Annotated in this window: 19 protein-coding genes; 10 read left to right on the forward strand and 9 right to left on the reverse strand. The window is 56.4% G+C overall.

The features are described 5' to 3' along the window. Positions 1-40: 40 nt before the first annotated feature. Complete coding sequence (locus RID11_RS13535; protein ID WP_350140043.1) at positions 41-886, reverse strand: DUF3037 domain-containing protein; 846 nt, start codon at positions 884-886, stop codon at positions 41-43. Beyond that, positions 877-1662: a HipA family kinase gene (locus RID11_RS13540; protein WP_350140045.1), complete on the reverse strand. Its 786-nt coding sequence runs from the start codon at positions 1660-1662 to the stop codon at positions 877-879. Before RID11_RS13540 ends, RID11_RS13535 begins: the two co-directional genes overlap by 10 nt. 395 nt (positions 1663-2057) lie before the next feature. Here RID11_RS13540 and RID11_RS13545 point away from each other — a divergent pair, with 395 nt between their 5' ends. Together RID11_RS13545 and RID11_RS13550 are read left to right on the forward strand one after the other, a co-directional pair. Further along, complete coding sequence (locus RID11_RS13545) at positions 2058-2645, forward strand: NYN domain-containing protein (RefSeq protein ID WP_350140047.1); 588 nt, start codon at positions 2058-2060, stop codon at positions 2643-2645. 114 nt (positions 2646-2759) lie between these two features. Then, positions 2760-3983, forward strand: a complete 1224-nt coding sequence (locus tag RID11_RS13550) for an MFS transporter (RefSeq protein ID WP_350140049.1) — start codon at positions 2760-2762, stop codon at positions 3981-3983. Here RID11_RS13550 and RID11_RS13555 read toward each other — a convergent pair. From RID11_RS13555 to RID11_RS13565, 3 genes are read right to left on the reverse strand one after another with little or no spacing between them, the layout of a single operon-like run. Further along, positions 3966-4562 (reverse strand): Smr/MutS family protein, encoded by a 597-nt coding sequence (locus RID11_RS13555; RefSeq protein WP_350140051.1) that lies wholly within the window; start codon positions 4560-4562, stop codon positions 3966-3968. The two genes, RID11_RS13550 and RID11_RS13555, sit on opposite strands and share 18 nt — an antisense overlap. Beyond that, positions 4559-5602 (reverse strand): murein transglycosylase A, encoded by a 1044-nt coding sequence (mltA, locus tag RID11_RS13560; RefSeq protein WP_350153162.1) that lies wholly within the window; start codon positions 5600-5602, stop codon positions 4559-4561. The genes RID11_RS13555 and mltA overlap by 4 nt, the downstream gene beginning before the upstream one ends. Continuing rightward, positions 5599-6258: a Tim44/TimA family putative adaptor protein gene (locus RID11_RS13565; protein WP_350140055.1), complete on the reverse strand. Its 660-nt coding sequence runs from the start codon at positions 6256-6258 to the stop codon at positions 5599-5601. The genes mltA and RID11_RS13565 overlap by 4 nt, the downstream gene beginning before the upstream one ends. A gap of 109 nt (positions 6259-6367) precedes the next feature. On the opposite strand from RID11_RS13565, the gene RID11_RS13570 reads away from it, so the two are divergent. Together RID11_RS13570 and secB are read left to right on the forward strand one after the other, a co-directional pair. Beyond that, positions 6368-6841, forward strand: a complete 474-nt coding sequence (locus tag RID11_RS13570; RefSeq protein ID WP_350140056.1) for an FxsA family protein — start codon at positions 6368-6370, stop codon at positions 6839-6841. Between the two features lie 65 nt (positions 6842-6906). Beyond that, positions 6907-7404, forward strand: coding sequence for a protein-export chaperone SecB (gene secB, locus RID11_RS13575; protein WP_350140058.1), 498 nt, complete (start codon positions 6907-6909; stop codon positions 7402-7404). Position 7405: 1 nt separating this feature from the next. On the opposite strand, the gene dnaQ is transcribed toward secB, so the two are convergent. From dnaQ to RID11_RS13595, 4 genes are read right to left on the reverse strand one after another with little or no spacing between them, the layout of a single operon-like run. Next, positions 7406-8134: a DNA polymerase III subunit epsilon gene (gene dnaQ / locus RID11_RS13580; RefSeq protein WP_350140059.1), complete on the reverse strand. Its 729-nt coding sequence runs from the start codon at positions 8132-8134 to the stop codon at positions 7406-7408. Then, positions 8127-8720 carry a dephospho-CoA kinase gene (coaE, locus tag RID11_RS13585; RefSeq protein ID WP_350140061.1) on the reverse strand — a complete coding sequence of 198 codons (594 nt, stop codon included), beginning with the start codon at positions 8718-8720 and terminating at the stop codon, positions 8127-8129. Before coaE ends, dnaQ begins: the two co-directional genes overlap by 8 nt. Beyond that, positions 8717-9550 carry a shikimate dehydrogenase gene (locus RID11_RS13590; protein ID WP_350140063.1) on the reverse strand — a complete coding sequence of 278 codons (834 nt, stop codon included), beginning with the start codon at positions 9548-9550 and terminating at the stop codon, positions 8717-8719. Before RID11_RS13590 ends, coaE begins: the two co-directional genes overlap by 4 nt. Beyond that, positions 9547-10146 carry a Maf family protein gene (locus RID11_RS13595; RefSeq protein WP_350140064.1) on the reverse strand — a complete coding sequence of 200 codons (600 nt, stop codon included), beginning with the start codon at positions 10144-10146 and terminating at the stop codon, positions 9547-9549. Before RID11_RS13595 ends, RID11_RS13590 begins: the two co-directional genes overlap by 4 nt. Positions 10147-10692: 546 nt before the next feature. On the opposite strand from RID11_RS13595, the gene rho reads away from it, so the two are divergent. From rho to RID11_RS13625, 6 genes are read left to right on the forward strand one after another with little or no spacing between them, the layout of a single operon-like run. Next, on the forward strand, positions 10693-11964 hold the full coding sequence (rho, locus tag RID11_RS13600) for a transcription termination factor Rho (protein ID WP_350140066.1): 1272 nt from the start codon (positions 10693-10695) through the stop codon (positions 11962-11964). A gap of 21 nt (positions 11965-11985) precedes the next feature. Continuing rightward, on the forward strand, positions 11986-13272 hold the full coding sequence (mnmE, locus tag RID11_RS13605; protein ID WP_350140068.1) for a tRNA uridine-5-carboxymethylaminomethyl(34) synthesis GTPase MnmE: 1287 nt from the start codon (positions 11986-11988) through the stop codon (positions 13270-13272). A gap of 12 nt (positions 13273-13284) precedes the next feature. Next, complete coding sequence (gene mnmG, locus RID11_RS13610) at positions 13285-15147, forward strand: tRNA uridine-5-carboxymethylaminomethyl(34) synthesis enzyme MnmG (RefSeq protein ID WP_350140070.1); 1863 nt, start codon at positions 13285-13287, stop codon at positions 15145-15147. Further along, complete coding sequence (gene rsmG, locus RID11_RS13615) at positions 15144-15749, forward strand: 16S rRNA (guanine(527)-N(7))-methyltransferase RsmG (RefSeq protein ID WP_350140072.1); 606 nt, start codon at positions 15144-15146, stop codon at positions 15747-15749. The genes mnmG and rsmG overlap by 4 nt, the downstream gene beginning before the upstream one ends. After that, positions 15742-16551 carry a ParA family protein gene (locus RID11_RS13620; protein ID WP_350140075.1) on the forward strand — a complete coding sequence of 270 codons (810 nt, stop codon included), beginning with the start codon at positions 15742-15744 and terminating at the stop codon, positions 16549-16551. The genes rsmG and RID11_RS13620 overlap by 8 nt, the downstream gene beginning before the upstream one ends. Before the next feature lie 19 nt (positions 16552-16570). Next, the gene (locus tag RID11_RS13625) at positions 16571-17476 is read left to right on the forward strand and encodes a ParB/RepB/Spo0J family partition protein (protein WP_350140076.1); all 906 of its coding nucleotides are present in this window, start codon (positions 16571-16573) and stop codon (positions 17474-17476) included. The last annotated feature ends 12 nt before the right edge of the window (positions 17477-17488 follow it).

The raw sequence follows: 17488 nt of genomic DNA on the forward strand, positions 1-17488 counted from the left end.
GCATAGATCTAATGGTCTGTTTCTTGATCTTTTGTGCAAATCAATGAACGCGGCTAGCCGCCGCTATCAAAGCATCGGCCACTACCTGACTTTCATCTTCATCAACAATTGCTTCGGCCACGTTGGCCTCACGCAACAAGTCAAGCGCTCCCATGTATTCGCGTCGTAGTTCATGCTTTCTGGGTGCCCCCGCGACAATATAAGGACAAACCTCCGGGTTTTCTCTCAGCCGCGTCAAGGTTCCGACGAGCCTCGAAGCTTTTCCGAAAAGAGTGTCAGCATTCGCCATGTCCAATGAGATTGGCTGCACGACATGTAAACGACCATTCTGGTAAGCGTGTCTAAAGCGGACTTCTCCGAAACGAGGGGTTTTGACGATTTTTTCTTCGAGCATTAGGTCCACAGGCGCAGCTCTTAGCTTCTGTTGGAAAACAGAATACACGTCTTCATCTGATCGAGATTCACGACCTGCATCCGCATCCCATCTACTGACATAACGTGTAAACAGGCGGTCAAGCTCGTCTTTGGGTGACGACGTCATCCCCGCTCCAGGCTCAAGCCAGCGCAGCGAGCTATCGTCCTCAGGAAGTAATTTTCGGGCAACACTGTCTGACGTAAGCTTGCTATCAAACAACGAACCTTGCTCCATCTTTTGACCAATTGAAGTAACCTTTGCTTCAATTGCACGGATAACCTGCCGGAACCCGTTTGCCCCTAAATCTGGATAGGCCTGCGTTAGCCGTGGGCTCGCTGTCCTGCCTCTCATTCTAAGAAAGCCTTGCTCTGGCGCAGATAGCAAAACACCAACATTCAAGGCTTCACCTATCCATGCATCATGACGATACTGGAGTACAGAAAACGTGTACAGTGTCTGACTCAGTTGCATCTGTTTGCTTCAACCTGCATGTGAACGGCGTCAATGTTATCAACAGCCTCGAGAAGATACTCTGTGATTTTGTTCGCAACGTGGCGCGACCACTCATCGAATACGGGTTCGTTCGCATACCCTACAATTTTGGCTGTGGGCAAGGATTTCCAACGCTGAACGGACTCGCCAAATGACGCTTTTTTATTTCGCTTGATCCCCCGCCACAGCGGATGCTCGTCAATCTCTCCGACATCATTCACCACACCGCCCTCTTTCCATGGCTTAGGTGTGATGGCACGTTCTTCATCAGTGCCGGCCGCATCAACAAAGCTCTCCTCCTGATCTATCATACCATAAGTATCATTTTTTATCAGAAGGTTAGGATTTGGTATGACACGGTCCCAGTTCTGGATCATTGTGTCGAACAAATAAATTCCTGTCGCCATTTCGAGTTGAACATCGCGTACGCTCATTGCTTGGGACCATTCTGACCACCCAGGGCCTAGTGAGACAGAACCGATCAATAGCTTTGGACCCGCCTCTAAACGCTGCGCGAGTGTTGCGCCTGACCCGGTCTTAATGGGAGTGTGACCATAAATAACGGAGGCCATCTGCAAAAGTTCCGGTGTCACCTCAACCGCTACCACTCTGGCGCAAGGCAAGCCCAAATCCTGAGCCAAACGAGTCGCGATCCATTCTCTTTCGAGACAATATGGAGACTTTGCTTCATGCAACTCAGGGGATTTCAGGTACGCCTCGATAGTATCGCCAGCCGAATTTACTAGCTCCACCATTGGTGGTCGAGCCCTACCACTCTCCGCACGTCGATGGATCATTGATACTCGCCACCGCATACCGCCCTCAATCCCACGCCGTACTCAGTAAATCTCCAAGCAAGCCGATCATCCATTTCTGTTCAGTGTCTTAACACAATACATATTCTTTGCCCTAGTCAACGTTCGCTATCAGAGAGCCGCCGTCCGGCAAGCGCAAGGTTGGCATTCATGGTCATCACCACCCACGTCATTCCCGCGAGAGCAGGAATCTCTCTTTTGCCCACGTCCCACCCACTTCACGAGATCCCCGCCTGCGCGGGGATGACGGGCTAGCGACCCGCCGGGGTGCAATTCCCTCCATTTCACCAAATCTCGCGCTTCCCCCTCCGCAGAACCCGCGCTAAACACCTCTCATGATTGTTCCGGTCCTGCTTCTGTTCCTGTCCCTTGTCGGTGTCGCCGTGGCACTGGTCCTGCCCGGCTACGAGGATTTTATCCTGCTGGCCGCACCCTGTGCCATCGCCGCCCTCATGGTGCTGCTGGGTGCCCTCGTCGCCCGGATCAAGGCCCCGCCCGAGGCCGAGCCGAACCGCATCCTGATCGACGGCTCCAACGTCATGCACTGGAAGGACAACACCCCGCAGATCGCCACGCTGCGCGAGGTCATCGGGCATCTGCGGGACTTGGGCTTTGCGCCGGGGGTCATATTCGACGCCAATGCGGGCTATCTGCTGACCGGCAAGTACAAACATGACGACGCCATGGCCGGGTATCTCGGGCTGGCAGAGGATTGGGTGATGGTCGTGCCCAAGGGCACGATTGCCGACAGCTACCTGCTAACCGTGGCGCGCGACGTGGATGCGCCCATCGTCACCAATGACCGCTACCGCGATTGGGCCGGGGAATATCCCGAGATCGCCGAACCGGGGCGGCTCATCCGGGGCGGCTATCGCGACGGGGCGCTCTGGCTCGACGATATCGCCGCGCCTGTGCCCGCTTGAGGGCGATTTAGGCCCCGTTTTTCGACACCGACGCAATACCGACAGAATACCGACGCGATACAGCCCGCGTGAAAACCGCTTTTCTCTCCCCCCGTTTCACGCAAGGAAGGGGACATGCCGATTCTCGCATTCCTCCGCGACAACGCGCCCTGGCTCACCGCCGGGGTGTTGCTGACCTTTCTCAGCAGTTTCGGGCAGACCTATTTCATCTCGGTCTTCGCCGGTGAAATCCGTGCGGGGTTCGGGCTAAGTCACGGGGAATGGGGCGGAATTTACACCCTCGGCACCACCGCCTCGGCGCTGGTGATGGTCTGGGCCGGGGGCCTGACCGACCATTTCCGCGTCCGCGTGCTGGCCCCCATCGTCCTCCTCCTGATGACCGGCGCCTGCCTCTTCATGGCGGTAAACCCGGTCTGGTGGCTGCTGCCACTGGTCATCTTCACCCTCCGCTTCACCGGCCAAGGCATGATGAGCCACCTGGCAGTCGTAGCCATGGCCCGCTGGTTCATCGCCAGCCGGGGAAAAGCGTTATCTATCGCGACCTTAGGCAACGCGGTGGGGGAGTCTCTGCTGCCCCTGATCTTCGTTTCCCTGCTGATAATCCATGACTGGCGGGTGCTGTGGGTGGCCGCCGCGGTGATGGCCCTGATCGGAATTCCGCTCCTCCTCCTGCTCCTCCGCCGCGAGCGCACGCCGCAAAGCTGGGCCCAGACCAGCCAGTCGCTCGGCATGGACGGGCGGCACTGGACACGGGGCCAGACGCTGCGGCATTTCCTCTTCTGGTTCATGATCCCGGCGCTTCTGGGGCCCTCGGCCTTCAACACCGCGTTCTTCTTTCACCAGGTGCATATCGCTGAAATCAAAGCGATTTCCCATGTCGAGCTGGTGGCGATGTTCCCGCTCTATACGGTGGTGGGGATCGGTGCGATGGTCCTCTCGGGCTGGGCGCTCGACCGGCTGGGCACGGGGCGGCTCTTGCCCTTCATGCAGTTGCCGATGGTTGTGGCCTTCACCCTCTTTGCGTTTTCCGAGGGCACGGCGATGCTGATCCTCGGCTTTGTCTTCCTGGCGCTAACCACCGGGGCGAACAGCACCCTGCCCAATGCGTTCTGGGCAGAATTCTACGGCACCGCGCATATGGGCAGCATCAAGGCGATGGCGGCGGCGATCATGGTCTTCGGCTCGGCCATCGGGCCGGGACTGACCGGCCTCGGGATCGACCTCGGCCTCGGGATCGAGGCACAGTTCCTGCTGATCGCGGGGTATTTCATCTTCACCAGTGTGATGATGGCCATTGGCGTGACCCGCGCCCGCCCGCAGCTATCGCTGACGTCGTAGATAGACGTAATAGGCCCCGCCGCCGCCATGCTTCAGATGCGCCTCGCTGATTTGCAGGACCAGCGGCGCGAGCGGCATCATCTTGAGCCATTGCGGCACGTTGTGGCGCAGCACGCCGTGGCGGACCGGGATCGGCCCGCCGGGATCGCGATGCTTGCCCTTGCCGGTGACGACCAGCACGAGGCGCAGCCCCGCGGCATGCGAACGCTGGATGAAAGTGTTGAGCGCGGGATGCGCCTGATCGAGCGTCATGCCATGCAGATCAAGCTTGGCCTCGGGCATCAACTTGCCACGTTTCAGGCGGGCATGAGCCTTCTTGTCCATCTTCACCGGGGCATTGCCGATGCGTTCGGCAATTCCGGGCAGCACATCATGGCCGTGCGGCTGGCCGTTGGCGGATTGGCCAATAGTAAACGGCGCGACCGGGGCGGCGCGCGGTGTGACAGGCTTGGGCTTGGGCTTTGCAGTGTCGGTCAGGGTGCCGGGTAGCGGCTTGCGTTCGGGTGCGAGCGGCGTTGCCTTGCGTGCCACCTCCTCCCAGAGGGCCAACTCATCCGGGCGCAGGCGGCGGCGGCTCACGGCTCTTGCTCCATCAGCATTGCATAGGCGCGCTGAATCGGCATCAGCACGGCCATGCGCCCCGGATCGCGCAGCTTTCCGGCGGCAAGACCCGCCGCATCACCGGTGCCGAAGAATATATCGGCGCGCTGTGCCCCTTTGATCGCTGATCCGGTATCCTGTGCAATCATCAGGCGGTGCATGGGATCGGCGCCTGCCTTCTCGATCCAGACCGGTGCGCCGAGCGGTACGAACGCAGGATCTACCGCTACCGTGCGCCCGGTGGTCACGGAGCGGTTCATTGCACCCAAGGGACCTCGCTCGGCGGGCACCTGATCAATCCGGCGAAAGAACACGTAGGACGGATTGTGCATCAAGAGCTCACGCCCTTCGACCGGGTTGCGCCGCACCCAGTTCTTGATCACCTCGGCGCTGACTTGGTGTACGTCATATACCCCGCGTCTCACCAACTCGACCCCGATAGAGCGATATTCATGTCCGTTCGCACCGCCATAGCCCACACGGATCACGCGGCCGTCCGGTAGCCTGATCCTGCCCGATCCCTGAATTTGGAGAAAGAACAGCTCCACCGGGTCATCAACCCATGCGATTTCAAGGTCTCGCCCGCGCATCACGTCGGTTTCCAGTATGTCGCGCCGGGTCAGCCACGGATTACTGCGTTTCGCCTCGGGCGGTTCACGATAAACGGGATAACGATAACGCGCATCAGGCCGCAGTGCGCCGTTCAGTTCCGGCTCGAAATAGCCAGTGAAAAGCGCCCGCTTGCCGTCGTTGATCACGACGGGGCGAAAGAACAACTCGAAAAACGCACGCGCATCGGGGCGCTGTCCGGCCAACGCACAAAGCGCTGTCCAGTCCGGATCATCGAGATCGGCACAGGTGTTAAGAAACACTTCGAGGGCAGCGGCGTGGTCATCAGCCTTCCACCCCTGTAAATCTGAGAAATCTAGGATGTCGTGGCGGATATCCTGCGCGACTGCGGGCAGGCCCGGCCCAGAGAGGGCCAGCACCAACATGATCGCCCGCAGCGCGCCCGTCATTCGCCCGTGGCAACAAGCCGCCAGTTCGGATCGTCCGAGCCCATGACACGCTCGTAGGTCCAGATATCTTTCTGACGCTTGCTTTGTCCCGGCGCGCCCTCGATGATTTCACCATTGGCGTCACGCACGACCGAGATCAGCTCTCCCACGCAGCGCACATCAATCTCGGCGCTCTTGGTGTCGGAATTGAATCTTGCATCGACAAGGGCAAGATCACGGACACCGAGAAATTCCGCCTCGATGGTCAGGCCTTGTTTCTCGCGATCATCGACGACCTGCGCAAACGCCTCATAGACATCCCGGTCCATGAACGGCATCACTTCGTCAAGCTTGCCCTGCTCAAATGCCATGAGGATCATCTCATACGCGCCTCGCGCGCCTTGCAAGAAGCCGGTAACATTGAAATCGGGTTCGATGCGCTTCATCTCGGCCAAGGCAGCGGCGGCATCGGAATCCTCGGGCACGTGGTCGATGATGTCATGATCAGGGCCACCTTCGATCACCTCGAATTCCCGGCGGGGGGCCTGTCCGGTCCGAGGCTGGGTGCGCGGCGGGCCTTCATAACCATCCCGTGTGCCCAGAACACTCTTCAGCCGCAAGATCAGGAAAATGGCGATACCGGCGAGCACCAGTAACTGCAGGATGGGCGAATTCATGGGCACCTCATGTTGTGCGGGGCATGGTAAGCTCTGTCGCTCGTCCTTATGTAGGGGACGTGATGGACCAAGTCCACCGTGAGGACCAGAAAACGAAGGAGGGTCGCGCATGTGGCTGTTGCTTGCATTCATCGCTGTCCCGTTGATCGAGATTGCATTGTTTATTCAGGTGGGCGGGTTGATCGGACTTTGGCCGACATTGGCTATCGTAATCCTGACCGCGCTGCTCGGGACGTGGCTGTTGCGCATGCAGGGCGCAGCAGCACTCGCCGACCTACGACGCAGCTTCTCCGAGGTCGAGGACCCGTCAGAGCCGTTGGCCCATGGCGCTATGATCCTGTTTGCCGGGGCGCTCTTGCTGACACCGGGGTTTTTTACCGATGCCGTGGGCTTTGCGCTTCTGACACCGCCGGTGCGCAGGCGGATCTTCATCGAATTGCGTAAACGGGTGCATGTGGCCCGTTTCGAGGCGGGATCGCAGCCGCGACCCGACCCACAGCCCGACATCATAGACGCAGATTATGAAGATCTTGATGCCTCAAAAAACAGTTCTGGCAAGCCCTCGGGCTGGACTAGGCATTGAGGCACCGCGCACCGCCTGCTATGGAACACGCGATATTCGTTTGAGCCATCCATCAGGAGAGTCCCATGGCAGACCAGGAAAACGGGGCAGCCGCCCAGGAAACCCCGCAGGTGCGCATGCACATCATGACGCAATTCGTGCGCGACCTGTCCTTTGAAAACGTCCTTGCGCAGCGCGGCACTGGCGGCGAGGTTCAGCCTGACGTTCAGGTCGCTGTCAATCTCGACGCCAAAAAGCGCTCGACGGAGCATCAGTATGAGGTGGCGACCAAACTCAACATCACCTCACGGAACAAGGAAAGCAAAGAGACGCTATTCGTGCTCGAAATGGACTATGTTGGCGTGTTTCATGTCGAGAACGTGCCAGAAGACCAGCTTCATCCCTTCCTGTTAATCGAATGTCCTCGGATGATCTTTCCGTTCATCCGCCGTATCGTCAGCGATATGACACGCGACGGTGGCTTCCCACCGCTCAATCTTGAAAACATCGACTTTGTCCAGCTTTATCGCAATGAGATCGCGCGCCGCCAGGCAGAAGCGGGAACCCAGACCGCAGACGTCTGATCTAACGCGACCAGAGTGCTGCGTCGCCCATCTGCTCGACAAATGCGGAATGGGCGGCGCTTTCCTTCGCACTGAGACGCGCGGGCAGGGGTCTTGGGCGTTGGCCAGGTCGCCAGTTTGCGTCCGAACCACTCGCGACCTGATGCGTCACATGACTCGATGACAGGACAAGATCGGGCTGCCGCCCTCCGATCAATTCCAGATAGACCTCCGCTAGAATTTCCGAATCGAGCAACGCTCCGTGCAAAGTTCGCGCGGTGTTGTCGATTGCAAAACGCCGACATAGTGCGTCGAGAGATGCCGGTGATCCAGGGAATTTCTGCCGTGCCATGGTCAACGTGTCGATGGCCTGCGCCCATGGCAGTTGCGGCAGGCTGAGCCAGCCGAGCTCCGCGTTAAGGAATTTCATGTCGAACGCAGCATTGTGAATTACCAGCTTGGCGTCGCCAATAAACTCGACAAAGGCCTGAGCCACGTCACGGAACAGCGGCTTATCCTTCAGCGTCACCTCACCGGGGCGCGGCGGGCGCGGCGCGGCAAGAAGATCAGGGCCAATACCGTGCACGCCAAAGGCTTCATCAGGCATGCCCCGTTCAGGATTGATATATTGGTGATAGGTTCGCCCGGTCGGCATGTGATTATAAAGCTCGATGGCCCCGATCTCGACAATTCGGTCACCGCTTTCAGGATCAAAGCCCGTCGTCTCCGTATCGAGAACGATTTCACGCATTGAGTCGGGTCCTTTCGATATGGTCGAGCACGCCTCGCACCTGTGCGCGGGCATGATCAAGATTGTCAGTTTCGATCACATAATCTGCACGGATGCGTTTCTCGGCATCCGGCATCTGGTTTTGCATGATCGCCTCGACTTCCTCTGCATCCATGGTCCCGCGCGCCATCACACGGGCGCGTTGCTCTTCGGGCGTCGTTGAAACGACCACGGTCGCATCAAGATACCGCTGTGCCCCGGTCTCGAACAAGAGCGGAATATCAAGCACAGTGATCGGCGCGGTTTGCGCGTTGATAAATGCCTGTCGATCACGCGCTACTAGGGGATGCACGATGGCCTCGATCTTGTGCAAGGCAGCCGGATCATGACGAATGGTCTGTTTGAGTGCCTCGCGGCAAACGCTGCCTTCGCGCACCACATCGGGAAAGGCGCGCGCCAAAGGGGCAACTGCAGATCCACCTAAGGAATACAGCCGGTGCACGGCAGCATCGGCATCCCAGACCGGACACCCCTCATCAGCAAACATGGCAGCTGTCGTGGATTTGCCCATCCCGATGGATCCGGTGAGACCAAGGCGAAAGGTCATCGCAAGGCTGCAGCGCGGGTCGCACTATCTACCGTCGGGCGCGTCCCAAACCAACGCTCAAAGGCGGGTACGGCCTGATGCAACAGCATGCCGAGCCCGTCTACGGTGACACAGCCCATCTTCTCGGCCTCTATCAAGAGGTGTGTCTTGAGGGGCGCGTAAACCAGATCAGTGACAACCGTGCCTTTGCGCAAACCATCAAGGGGCACACGAAGCGGTGGGCTCCCGATCATGCCAAGCGATGTAGTGTTCACAACCGTCGAAGCTTCGTCCATCATGTTCCCAGCCTGAACCCAGTCAATGACTGTCAAACGACGACCGAATTCCTGCTGCAAAGCATCGGCGCGCACCCGAGTGCGGTTGGAAATCAGGATTTCTGGTACTCCTACATCAAGGAGGGATGCTACGACGGCCCGCGCTGCGCCTCCTGCACCAAGGATTGCGGCCGGTCCCGCCTCGGGACGCCAATCGGGCGCGTTCTGGCGCAAATTCTGGATAAACCCGTACCCATCTGTATTGTCCGCGTGGATTTTTCCGTCTTTGCGGAAAATAAGCGTATTGGCGGCACCGATCAGTGTTGCGCGATCGGTGACAAGGTCAGCAATTTCAAGAGCACGCTCTTTATGAGGGACGGTAATATTCACCCCTACAAACCCCGCCTTTGGCAAACTGCGCAGGATTTCCTCAAGATCATTGGCCTCGACATGCATTGGCACGTAGTAACCGGAAATGCCCAGTGACTTTAGCCAATGGCGGTGCAGTTGCGGGGATTTCGAATGGGCGATCGGGCAACCGATGACTCCGGCCAAGGGAATTTTGGCATGGCTCATGTGGGCAAATCTCCTCGCAGGGTCAGAAAAGACAAAAGATCAAGCAGGGGAAGCCCCAATACGGTGAAATAATCCCCTTCTATACGAGAAAACAAGCGCACTCCTTCAGCCTCTAGCTGGTAGGCTCCGACACTCGCACCGATTTCCGGCCAATTCCGTTCAAGATACCCCTCAAGCCAGGCTTCTGAAAAAGCGCGCATGGTCATGCGCACAGCACCAACATGTCGCCAGACCGGCTTGCCCGACTCGCACAGCACCGCGGCAGACAAAAGATCATGCCGTTTACCCCGCATGCAAAGCAGTTGGCTGCGGGCTTCTTCAAGACTGCGGGGTTTCGATAACAGACGCCCCTCAAGATTGAGAACTTGATCACAACCGAGGACAAGCGCCTCCGGTTTTTTTGAGCTGACACGCAGTGCTTTGAGTTCGGCGAGCGCGTCGGCAATATCGCGAGGCGTGGTTTGCTCTGCCAACAGACTGTCACGCAAAACCGATTCGTCCACTCGGGGTGGCACGACGTCGATCTTAAGTCCCGCGTTCTCCAGAAGCTGGCGTCGGATTTCAGAACCGGAAGCGAGTGTCAGGGTGAGTGTCATGTGGATAACCTTAAGGAAATGTTAAGGGTGTCTTTAGGAGATTCCGAACGAAGTTCCGCGAAACGCCGACTATCATCATCCTTCGCATAGTTTCAGCGATACTGTGGCTCTGATATCCCGATCTGACAAGGATGACTCCTGGCATGTTGAAATCCCTCCGCCGGGTAAGTTGTCAACAGGCTTGACAGATATCTGCGCCGCATACTCATGTAATCAACATATTGATATTTCTATATTAATTTCATCGCAACCCAGATATTTTCACTGCGTTGTTAAACAATTCACAACCTTACCAACAAGTGGATAACACAATGCGCGAATATTTGATCCACAGGTATCGCCCTGCCTACAACCAACTACAAATCCTTTTCTCTCTTATTTATTAATAAGGTAGACCGAGCGTCGTCGCTGCCATCTGACATTCAGGAATGATTGACCTTCGACGCCATCGGGCTTAAGACACGGTCTAAGCGCCCGTCCGGGTGGCCGCGACCTTCCCATATTACCAAAGACATGCCCGTTGCCGGTATGACCATAGGATGTATCATGTCTGACGACCGTCTGAACCTGTCCGATCTCAAAGCGTTGAGTGCCAAGGAACTGCTTTCGATTGCTGAGGAACTCGAAATCGAGAACGCCTCGACAATGCGAAAAGGCGAGATGATGTTCTCGATCCTCAAAGAACGTGCCGATGAAGGCTGGATCGTGTTCGGCGATGGTGTGCTAGAAGTGTTGCAGGATGGGTTTGGTTTCCTGCGTTCGCCCGAGGCGAATTATCTTCCTGGTCCGGATGACATTTATGTATCTCCGGAAATGATACGCCAATACTCCTTGCGCACGGGTGACACCATAGAAGGGGAGATGCGTCAACCGGATGATAATGAACGGTATTTTGCGCTCACGTCGGTTACGCAGATCAACTTCCAAGAGCCAGAACGTGCTAAGCACAAGATTGCTTTTGATAACCTGACGCCGCTTTATCCCGACGAACGTTTGACGATGGAAGTTGAGGATCCGACGATCAAGGATCGTTCTGCTCGATTGATAGACCTGGTGGCACCAATAGGTAAGGGGCAACGCTCGCTGATTGTCGCGCCACCGCGAACGGGTAAGACCGTTCTGTTGCAGAACATCGCCAATAGCATCGAAAAAAACCATCCCGAATGCTACCTGATCGTCTTGCTGATTGATGAGCGTCCCGAAGAAGTCACGGATATGCAGCGGTCGGTGAAGGGCGAAGTTGTAAGTTCGACCTTTGACGAACCGGCAACACGCCACGTCGCGGTCTCCGAAATGGTGATCGAGAAGGCAAAGCGTTTGGTTGAGCATAAGCGGGACGTGGTCATCTTGCTCGATTCAATCACGCGTCTCGGTCGGGCATTCAATACGGTGGTCCCCAGCTCTGGCAAAGTTCTGACAGGCGGTGTCGATGCAAACGCCCTACAACGACCCAAGCGGTTCTTTGGTGCCGCTCGGAATATCGAGGAAGGCGGATCGCTCACCATCATTGCCACCGCATTGATCGATACTGGTAGTCGGATGGACGAAGTGATTTTCGAAGAATTCAAAGGGACAGGTAACTCTGAAATTGTGCTTGACCGTAAAGTTGCAGACAAGCGTGTGTTCCCGGCGATCGACATTCTGAAATCGGGCACTCGCAAAGAGGACTTGCTGATCGACAAGACCGACCTTCAGAAGACCTTTGTTCTGCGGCGTATCCTCAACCCTATGGGTACTACGGATGCGGTAGAGTTCTTGCTTTCCAAGCTGAAGCAGACGAAGTCGAATGCTGAATTCTTCGATTCTATGAACACCTAAGCCTATCTGCGAGGTCGTGTGATGGATACGATCTATGCCGTTTCGACTGCCCGGGGAAAGGCTGGAGTGGCCGTGATCCGAGTTTCTGGACCGGATGTGGAGCATGTTGCAAACGCGGTCTGTGGAGGTGTGCCGTCGCCCAGAAAAGCCACCTTGCGTGTTTTGCAGAATAATGAGGGAGAGCGCCTCGATGAGGCGCTGGTGATCCATTTTCCAGGGACTGCGAGCTTTACCGGGGAACCGGTTATTGAATTTCAGGTGCATGGGAGTGTCGCGGTCGTATCCGCGGTGCTCGACTGCCTGAACCGTTTTGATGGTCTGCGTGCTGCGGAGCCTGGGGAGTTCACGCGGCGAGCACTCGCGAATGAGCGGTTGGACCTGACACAAGTCGAAGCGCTTGCTGATTTGATCGACTCTGAAACCGAGTCGCAAAGACGGCAAGCGATGCGTGTCTTGTCCGGTGATCTGGGGCGGAAGGCGGGAAAGTGGCGGCAGTCTTTGATACGGGCGACCGCGCTTTTGGAGGCAACGATTGACTTTGCTGACGAGGACATTCCTGAAGATGTATCAGCGGATGTGTTGGCCTTGGTCGATCAGGTCATTCACGACTTGTCCATTCAGATCGCGGGAGTAGGTGGCGCAGAACGCATCCGGGACGGGTTCGAGGTCGCGATTGTTGGCCCCCCCAATATTGGGAAATCCACGTTGCTAAACGTCTTGGCCGGTCGTGATGCGGCGATAACGTCTGAGCATGCGGGTACAACACGTGACGTCATTGAGGTGCGGATGGATTTGCATGGACTGCCGGTCACTCTACTGGATACGGCGGGTCTCCGTGCGACGGAGGATGCAGTGGAAAGCATCGGGATTTCCCGGGCACGGGATCGGGCGAGTGCGGCAGATCTTCGGGTTTTTTTGACATTTGATGGCGTAGCCCCTGTTGATCTTTATCGGGACGAGGACATCATATTAAGAGGCAAGGGTGATCTGCTTGGCGGAGTTGGGCAATCCATTTCTGGCCTGACGGGTCATGGCGTCGATGCGCTTGTCCAACAGATCGGGGCTCTTCTTGAGAATCGCGCGGCGGGGGCTGGAATCGCGATCCGTGCACGACATGAGGATGCGATGCGGCGCGGCGCCTCTTCACTGCAGCGTGTGAGGCAGATGGTTTCAGAGGCAGATCCAGACATCGATCTTGTGGCAGAAGAGCTGCATACTGCTATTCGTGCCCTTGATTCTCTGGTAGGGCAGATCGATATCGAGTCTGTGCTGGATGAGATTTTCGCAAGTTTCTGCCTTGGCAAATGAGGTGCGTTTCACGTGAAACATTTTGACGTCATTGTAATCGGCGGTGGTCATGCGGGCGCGGAAGCGGCCCATGCCGCTGCACGCATGGGCGTGTCAACGGCGCTCGTGACGCTGTCCAGGCGCGATATTGGCGTGATGTCATGTAATCCGGCGATCGGTGGTTTGGGGAAAGGTCATCTCGTTCGTGAGATAGATGCCCTAGACGGCGTTATGGGTCGGGTCGCTGATCAATCTGGGATACAATTTCGCCTGCTTAACCGTCGCAAAGGACCTGCCGTTCAAGGGCCTCGCGCACAGGCTGACCGCAGGCTTTATCGAGAGGCGATGGCGCGTGAGATGCAGCGACAGCCAAACCTCACTATGATCGAGGGCGAGGTTGCCGATTTCCTGATGGCATCGGGAAGCGTAACCGGGGTGTCGCTTGGGGATGGAAGCGAAGTCCAAGCAAAGGCGGTAATCCTGACCACGGGCACGTTTCTTCGCGGGGTGATCCATATCGGTGATGTGTCGCGGCCCGGTGGTCGTATGGGCGACCCCCCAAGCGTTCGGCTCGCCGCGAGAATCGATAGTTTTGGTTTACCGCTCGGACGCCTAAAGACGGGAACGCCCCCGCGTCTTGATGGTAAAACAATCAACTGGGACGGGCTGGATCTACAGCCACCTGATGATCAGGCCGTCATGTTCTCTTTTCTTTCAAAGGCGCCTGTTGCGCGCCAGATTTCTTGTGGGATCACCCATACAAACGAACGAACGCATCACATCGTTCGCGAGAATCTTGGAAGATCCGCAATGTACGGGGGCCACATAGACGGTGTCGGGCCGCGGTATTGCCCGTCGATTGAAGATAAAATTGTCCGGTTCTCCGAGAAAAACTCGCATCAGATCTTTCTGGAACCGGAAAGTCTGTATGATGATGTGATCTATCCAAACGGTATTTCGACATCTTTGCCCGAATCTGTTCAGGCAGACTACGTCCATTCAATCGCCGGGCTTGAGGAAGCGAAAATTCTGCAGCCGGGATACGCAATCGAATACGACTATATCGATCCTCGAGCCTTGACGCAGAGCCTTTCTCTGAAGGATGTTTCCGGCCTTTTTCTAGCGGGGCAGATCAATGGCACAACCGGATACGAAGAAGCGGCAGCGCAAGGGTTGGTTGCTGGGCTTAACGCCGCTCGGTTCGCGCGGGATGAAGATCCAGTCCGCTTCAGCCGCACGGACAGTTATATAGGCGTCATGATAGATGATCTAACGACCCGCGGGGTGTCTGAGCCGTATCGTATGTTCACCTCTCGCGCGGAGTTCCGGCTTTCGCTAAGGGCGGATAATGCGGATCAACGCCTGACACCACTTGCGATAGATCTCGGGTGCGTCAGCAAGGAACGCCAGCATCAGTTTCAAGCAAAAATTGACCGTCTCACGAAGGGGAGGGCGCAACTGGAGGCTCAGAGCTATACCCCCAAAGCTCTCCAATCTGCGGGATTCAACGTTAATCAAGACGGGGCCCGCCGCAACGGGTTTCAAGTTCTGGCGTTTCCTAAGACTACGTTTGACGATTTGACTTCGCTTGATCCTAGGTTGGCAAATGTTGATGAGGAAATCAGGACTCAGCTGAAGAACGACGCAACTTATGCCAATTACATTGCCAGACAGGCGCGGGATGTCGAGATGTTGCGCCGTGACGAGTCTCAGGCAATTCCGCCCGACTTTGACTTTGGTAACATCCAAGGCCTGTCGAATGAACTTAAAACAAAGCTTGTGGCAACAAGGCCTCAGGACCTTGCCCAGGCAGCACGGATTGACGGGATGACTCCTGCCGGTTTAACCCTTATCCTTGCGCGGCTCCGGCAAGATCGACGGTCACGATCTGCATGAACGACCTAGGCAGTGTTTCACGTGAAACAAAGGAGCGTCTCAATACCTACGCCACGCTCCTAAAAAAGTGGAATCCGCGTATCAATCTTGTGGCACGTTCTACTATCGACAGCCTGTGGGCCCGCCATTTCGTCGATTCTGCTCAAGTTTACAGTCTTGCTCCTTCCAGTGTTACACACTGGGTCGATCTCGGATCAGGGGGCGGATTCCCTGGCCTTATCGCTGCTATTCTAGGAACCGAGCGCGCCAACGGATTTCGGACGACGCTTATAGAAAGTGACGCCCGGAAATCTGCCTTTCTTCGATCCGTAATCCGTGAGACAGCTATAAACGCTACGGTAATCACAGAGAGGATAGAAACCGCTCCGCGACAGAATGCAGACATATTGTCAGCGCGCGCATTAGCAGACCTCTCCACGCTGTTGTCCTTTGCCGAACGCCACATGGCTCCTGAGGGACGCGCGCTCCTTCCCAAAGGAGAAAACTGGCGCAGAGAGTTACCTGAGGCGCAATCAAAGTGGCAATTCGATTACCAAATTGATAATAGTAAGATAGAAATCGGCCCCGTCATATTGAGTGTTACAGGAGTGCTCCGTGCGTGATCCGCAGAGTCAGACCAGCCCGAGAATTATTGCTGTCGCCAACCAGAAAGGTGGCGTTGGGAAGACGACGACTACGATAAATCTTGGAGCAGCGCTCGCCGAAGCCGGATTGCGCGTGCTCATCGTCGACCTTGATCCACAGGGTAATGCCTCCACAGGCCTTGGCGTCGAGCCGGAGGCGCGTGATTACACGACTTATGATCTTCTGCTTGATGATGTGCCCCTTGATCAGATCGTGCAAGAAACACCGCATGATAATCTGAGCATAATCCCCGCAACGGTCGATCTTTCGTCGGCGGATATTGAGCTAATGTCCAATGAAAAGCGCAGCTTTCTTTTACATGACGCCCTGCGGCAGCACGCAATGAGTGTGTTGGCGCTTGACTTCATTCTTATTGACTGCCCTCCTTCCCTCAGCCTGCTGACGGTGAATGCGATGGTCGCCTCGCATTCTGTCCTCATTCCTTTGCAAAGCGAGTTTTTTGCGCTGGAAGGCCTCTCACAGCTTATGCTCACAATTCGCGAGGTTCGTCAGACTGCTAATCCCAATCTTCGCATCGAGGGTATTGTGCTTACCATGGTGGATGCGCGCAATAATCTTTCGGCACAGGTTGAAAAGGACGCGCGGGATAATCTTGGTGATCTTGTGTTCCAGACCCGCATTCCAAGAAATGTCCGTGTGAGCGAAGCGCCATCCTATGCGCTCTCGGTATTGAGCTATGATCCAAATTCAAAGGGCGCGCAGGCATATCGCGATCTTGCACGCGAAGTGATGCGAAAACACACCCGGGCTGCGGCCTGAAAGAAAGAGGAAGTCGGCGATGAGCAGTAAGAAAGTCCAGAATCGTGGTCTTGGGCGAGGGCTGTCTGCGCTCATGGCCGATGTCAACGACGCGAGTCCGAGCCGGGATGAGAACTCAGCAGCACAACCTGATATGATGGTGCCAGTTGAAAAGGTTCATCCAAATCCGAATCAGCCACGTCGCCACTTCGATTCTGACTCGTTGGCCGATCTTTCGCGCTCAATCGGGGAAAAAGGCATTATTCAGCCCCTTATTGTGCGTCGCAATCCAAACCGCGATGGCGAATTCGAGATTGTTGCGGGCGAACGTCGCTGGCGCGCCGCCCAGATGGCGAAGCTTCATGAGATTCCCGTCATTCTTCGCGATTTCAATGATACCGAGGTGCTTGAGGTTGCGATTATCGAGAATATCCAGCGTGCAGACCTCAACCCAGTTGAAGAGGCGACGGGATACAGCCAGCTGATGACAAAATTCGGCCACACCCAAGATAAACTAGCCGATGTTCTGGGCAAAAGCCGTAGCCATATCGCCAATGCCGTCCGCCTGCTGAACCTGCCTGACGAGGTGCTGACATATCTGCGTGACGGGCGCCTATCGTCCGGCCACGCTCGGGCCCTCATCACTGCAGAAGATCCGACTGCCTTGGCCCGACAGGTCATTCAGAAATCCCTTTCGGTTCGTGAGACCGAGAAACTTGCCAAATCAGGCGAAACGGCGGGAAAAAGTCAAAAGAAATCCGGTACTTCAACTGGTTATGCAGGCTCCAAAGATGCCGATACAAAGGCGCTGGAGGACGATCTTTCGGCGAATCTGTCCATGGAGGTCACCATTGATCATCGTCCGGGACAGGAGCATGGGCAGCTGACGATCCGCTATACTTCGCTTGAGCAACTTGATCGGCTGATCGGTATGCTCAGCATCTGATCAAGATCAGAT

The sequence above is a fragment of the Roseovarius sp. genome (genome assembly GCF_040219995.1).
In the GTDB taxonomy this organism is placed as follows: domain Bacteria; phylum Pseudomonadota; class Alphaproteobacteria; order Rhodobacterales; family Rhodobacteraceae; genus Roseovarius.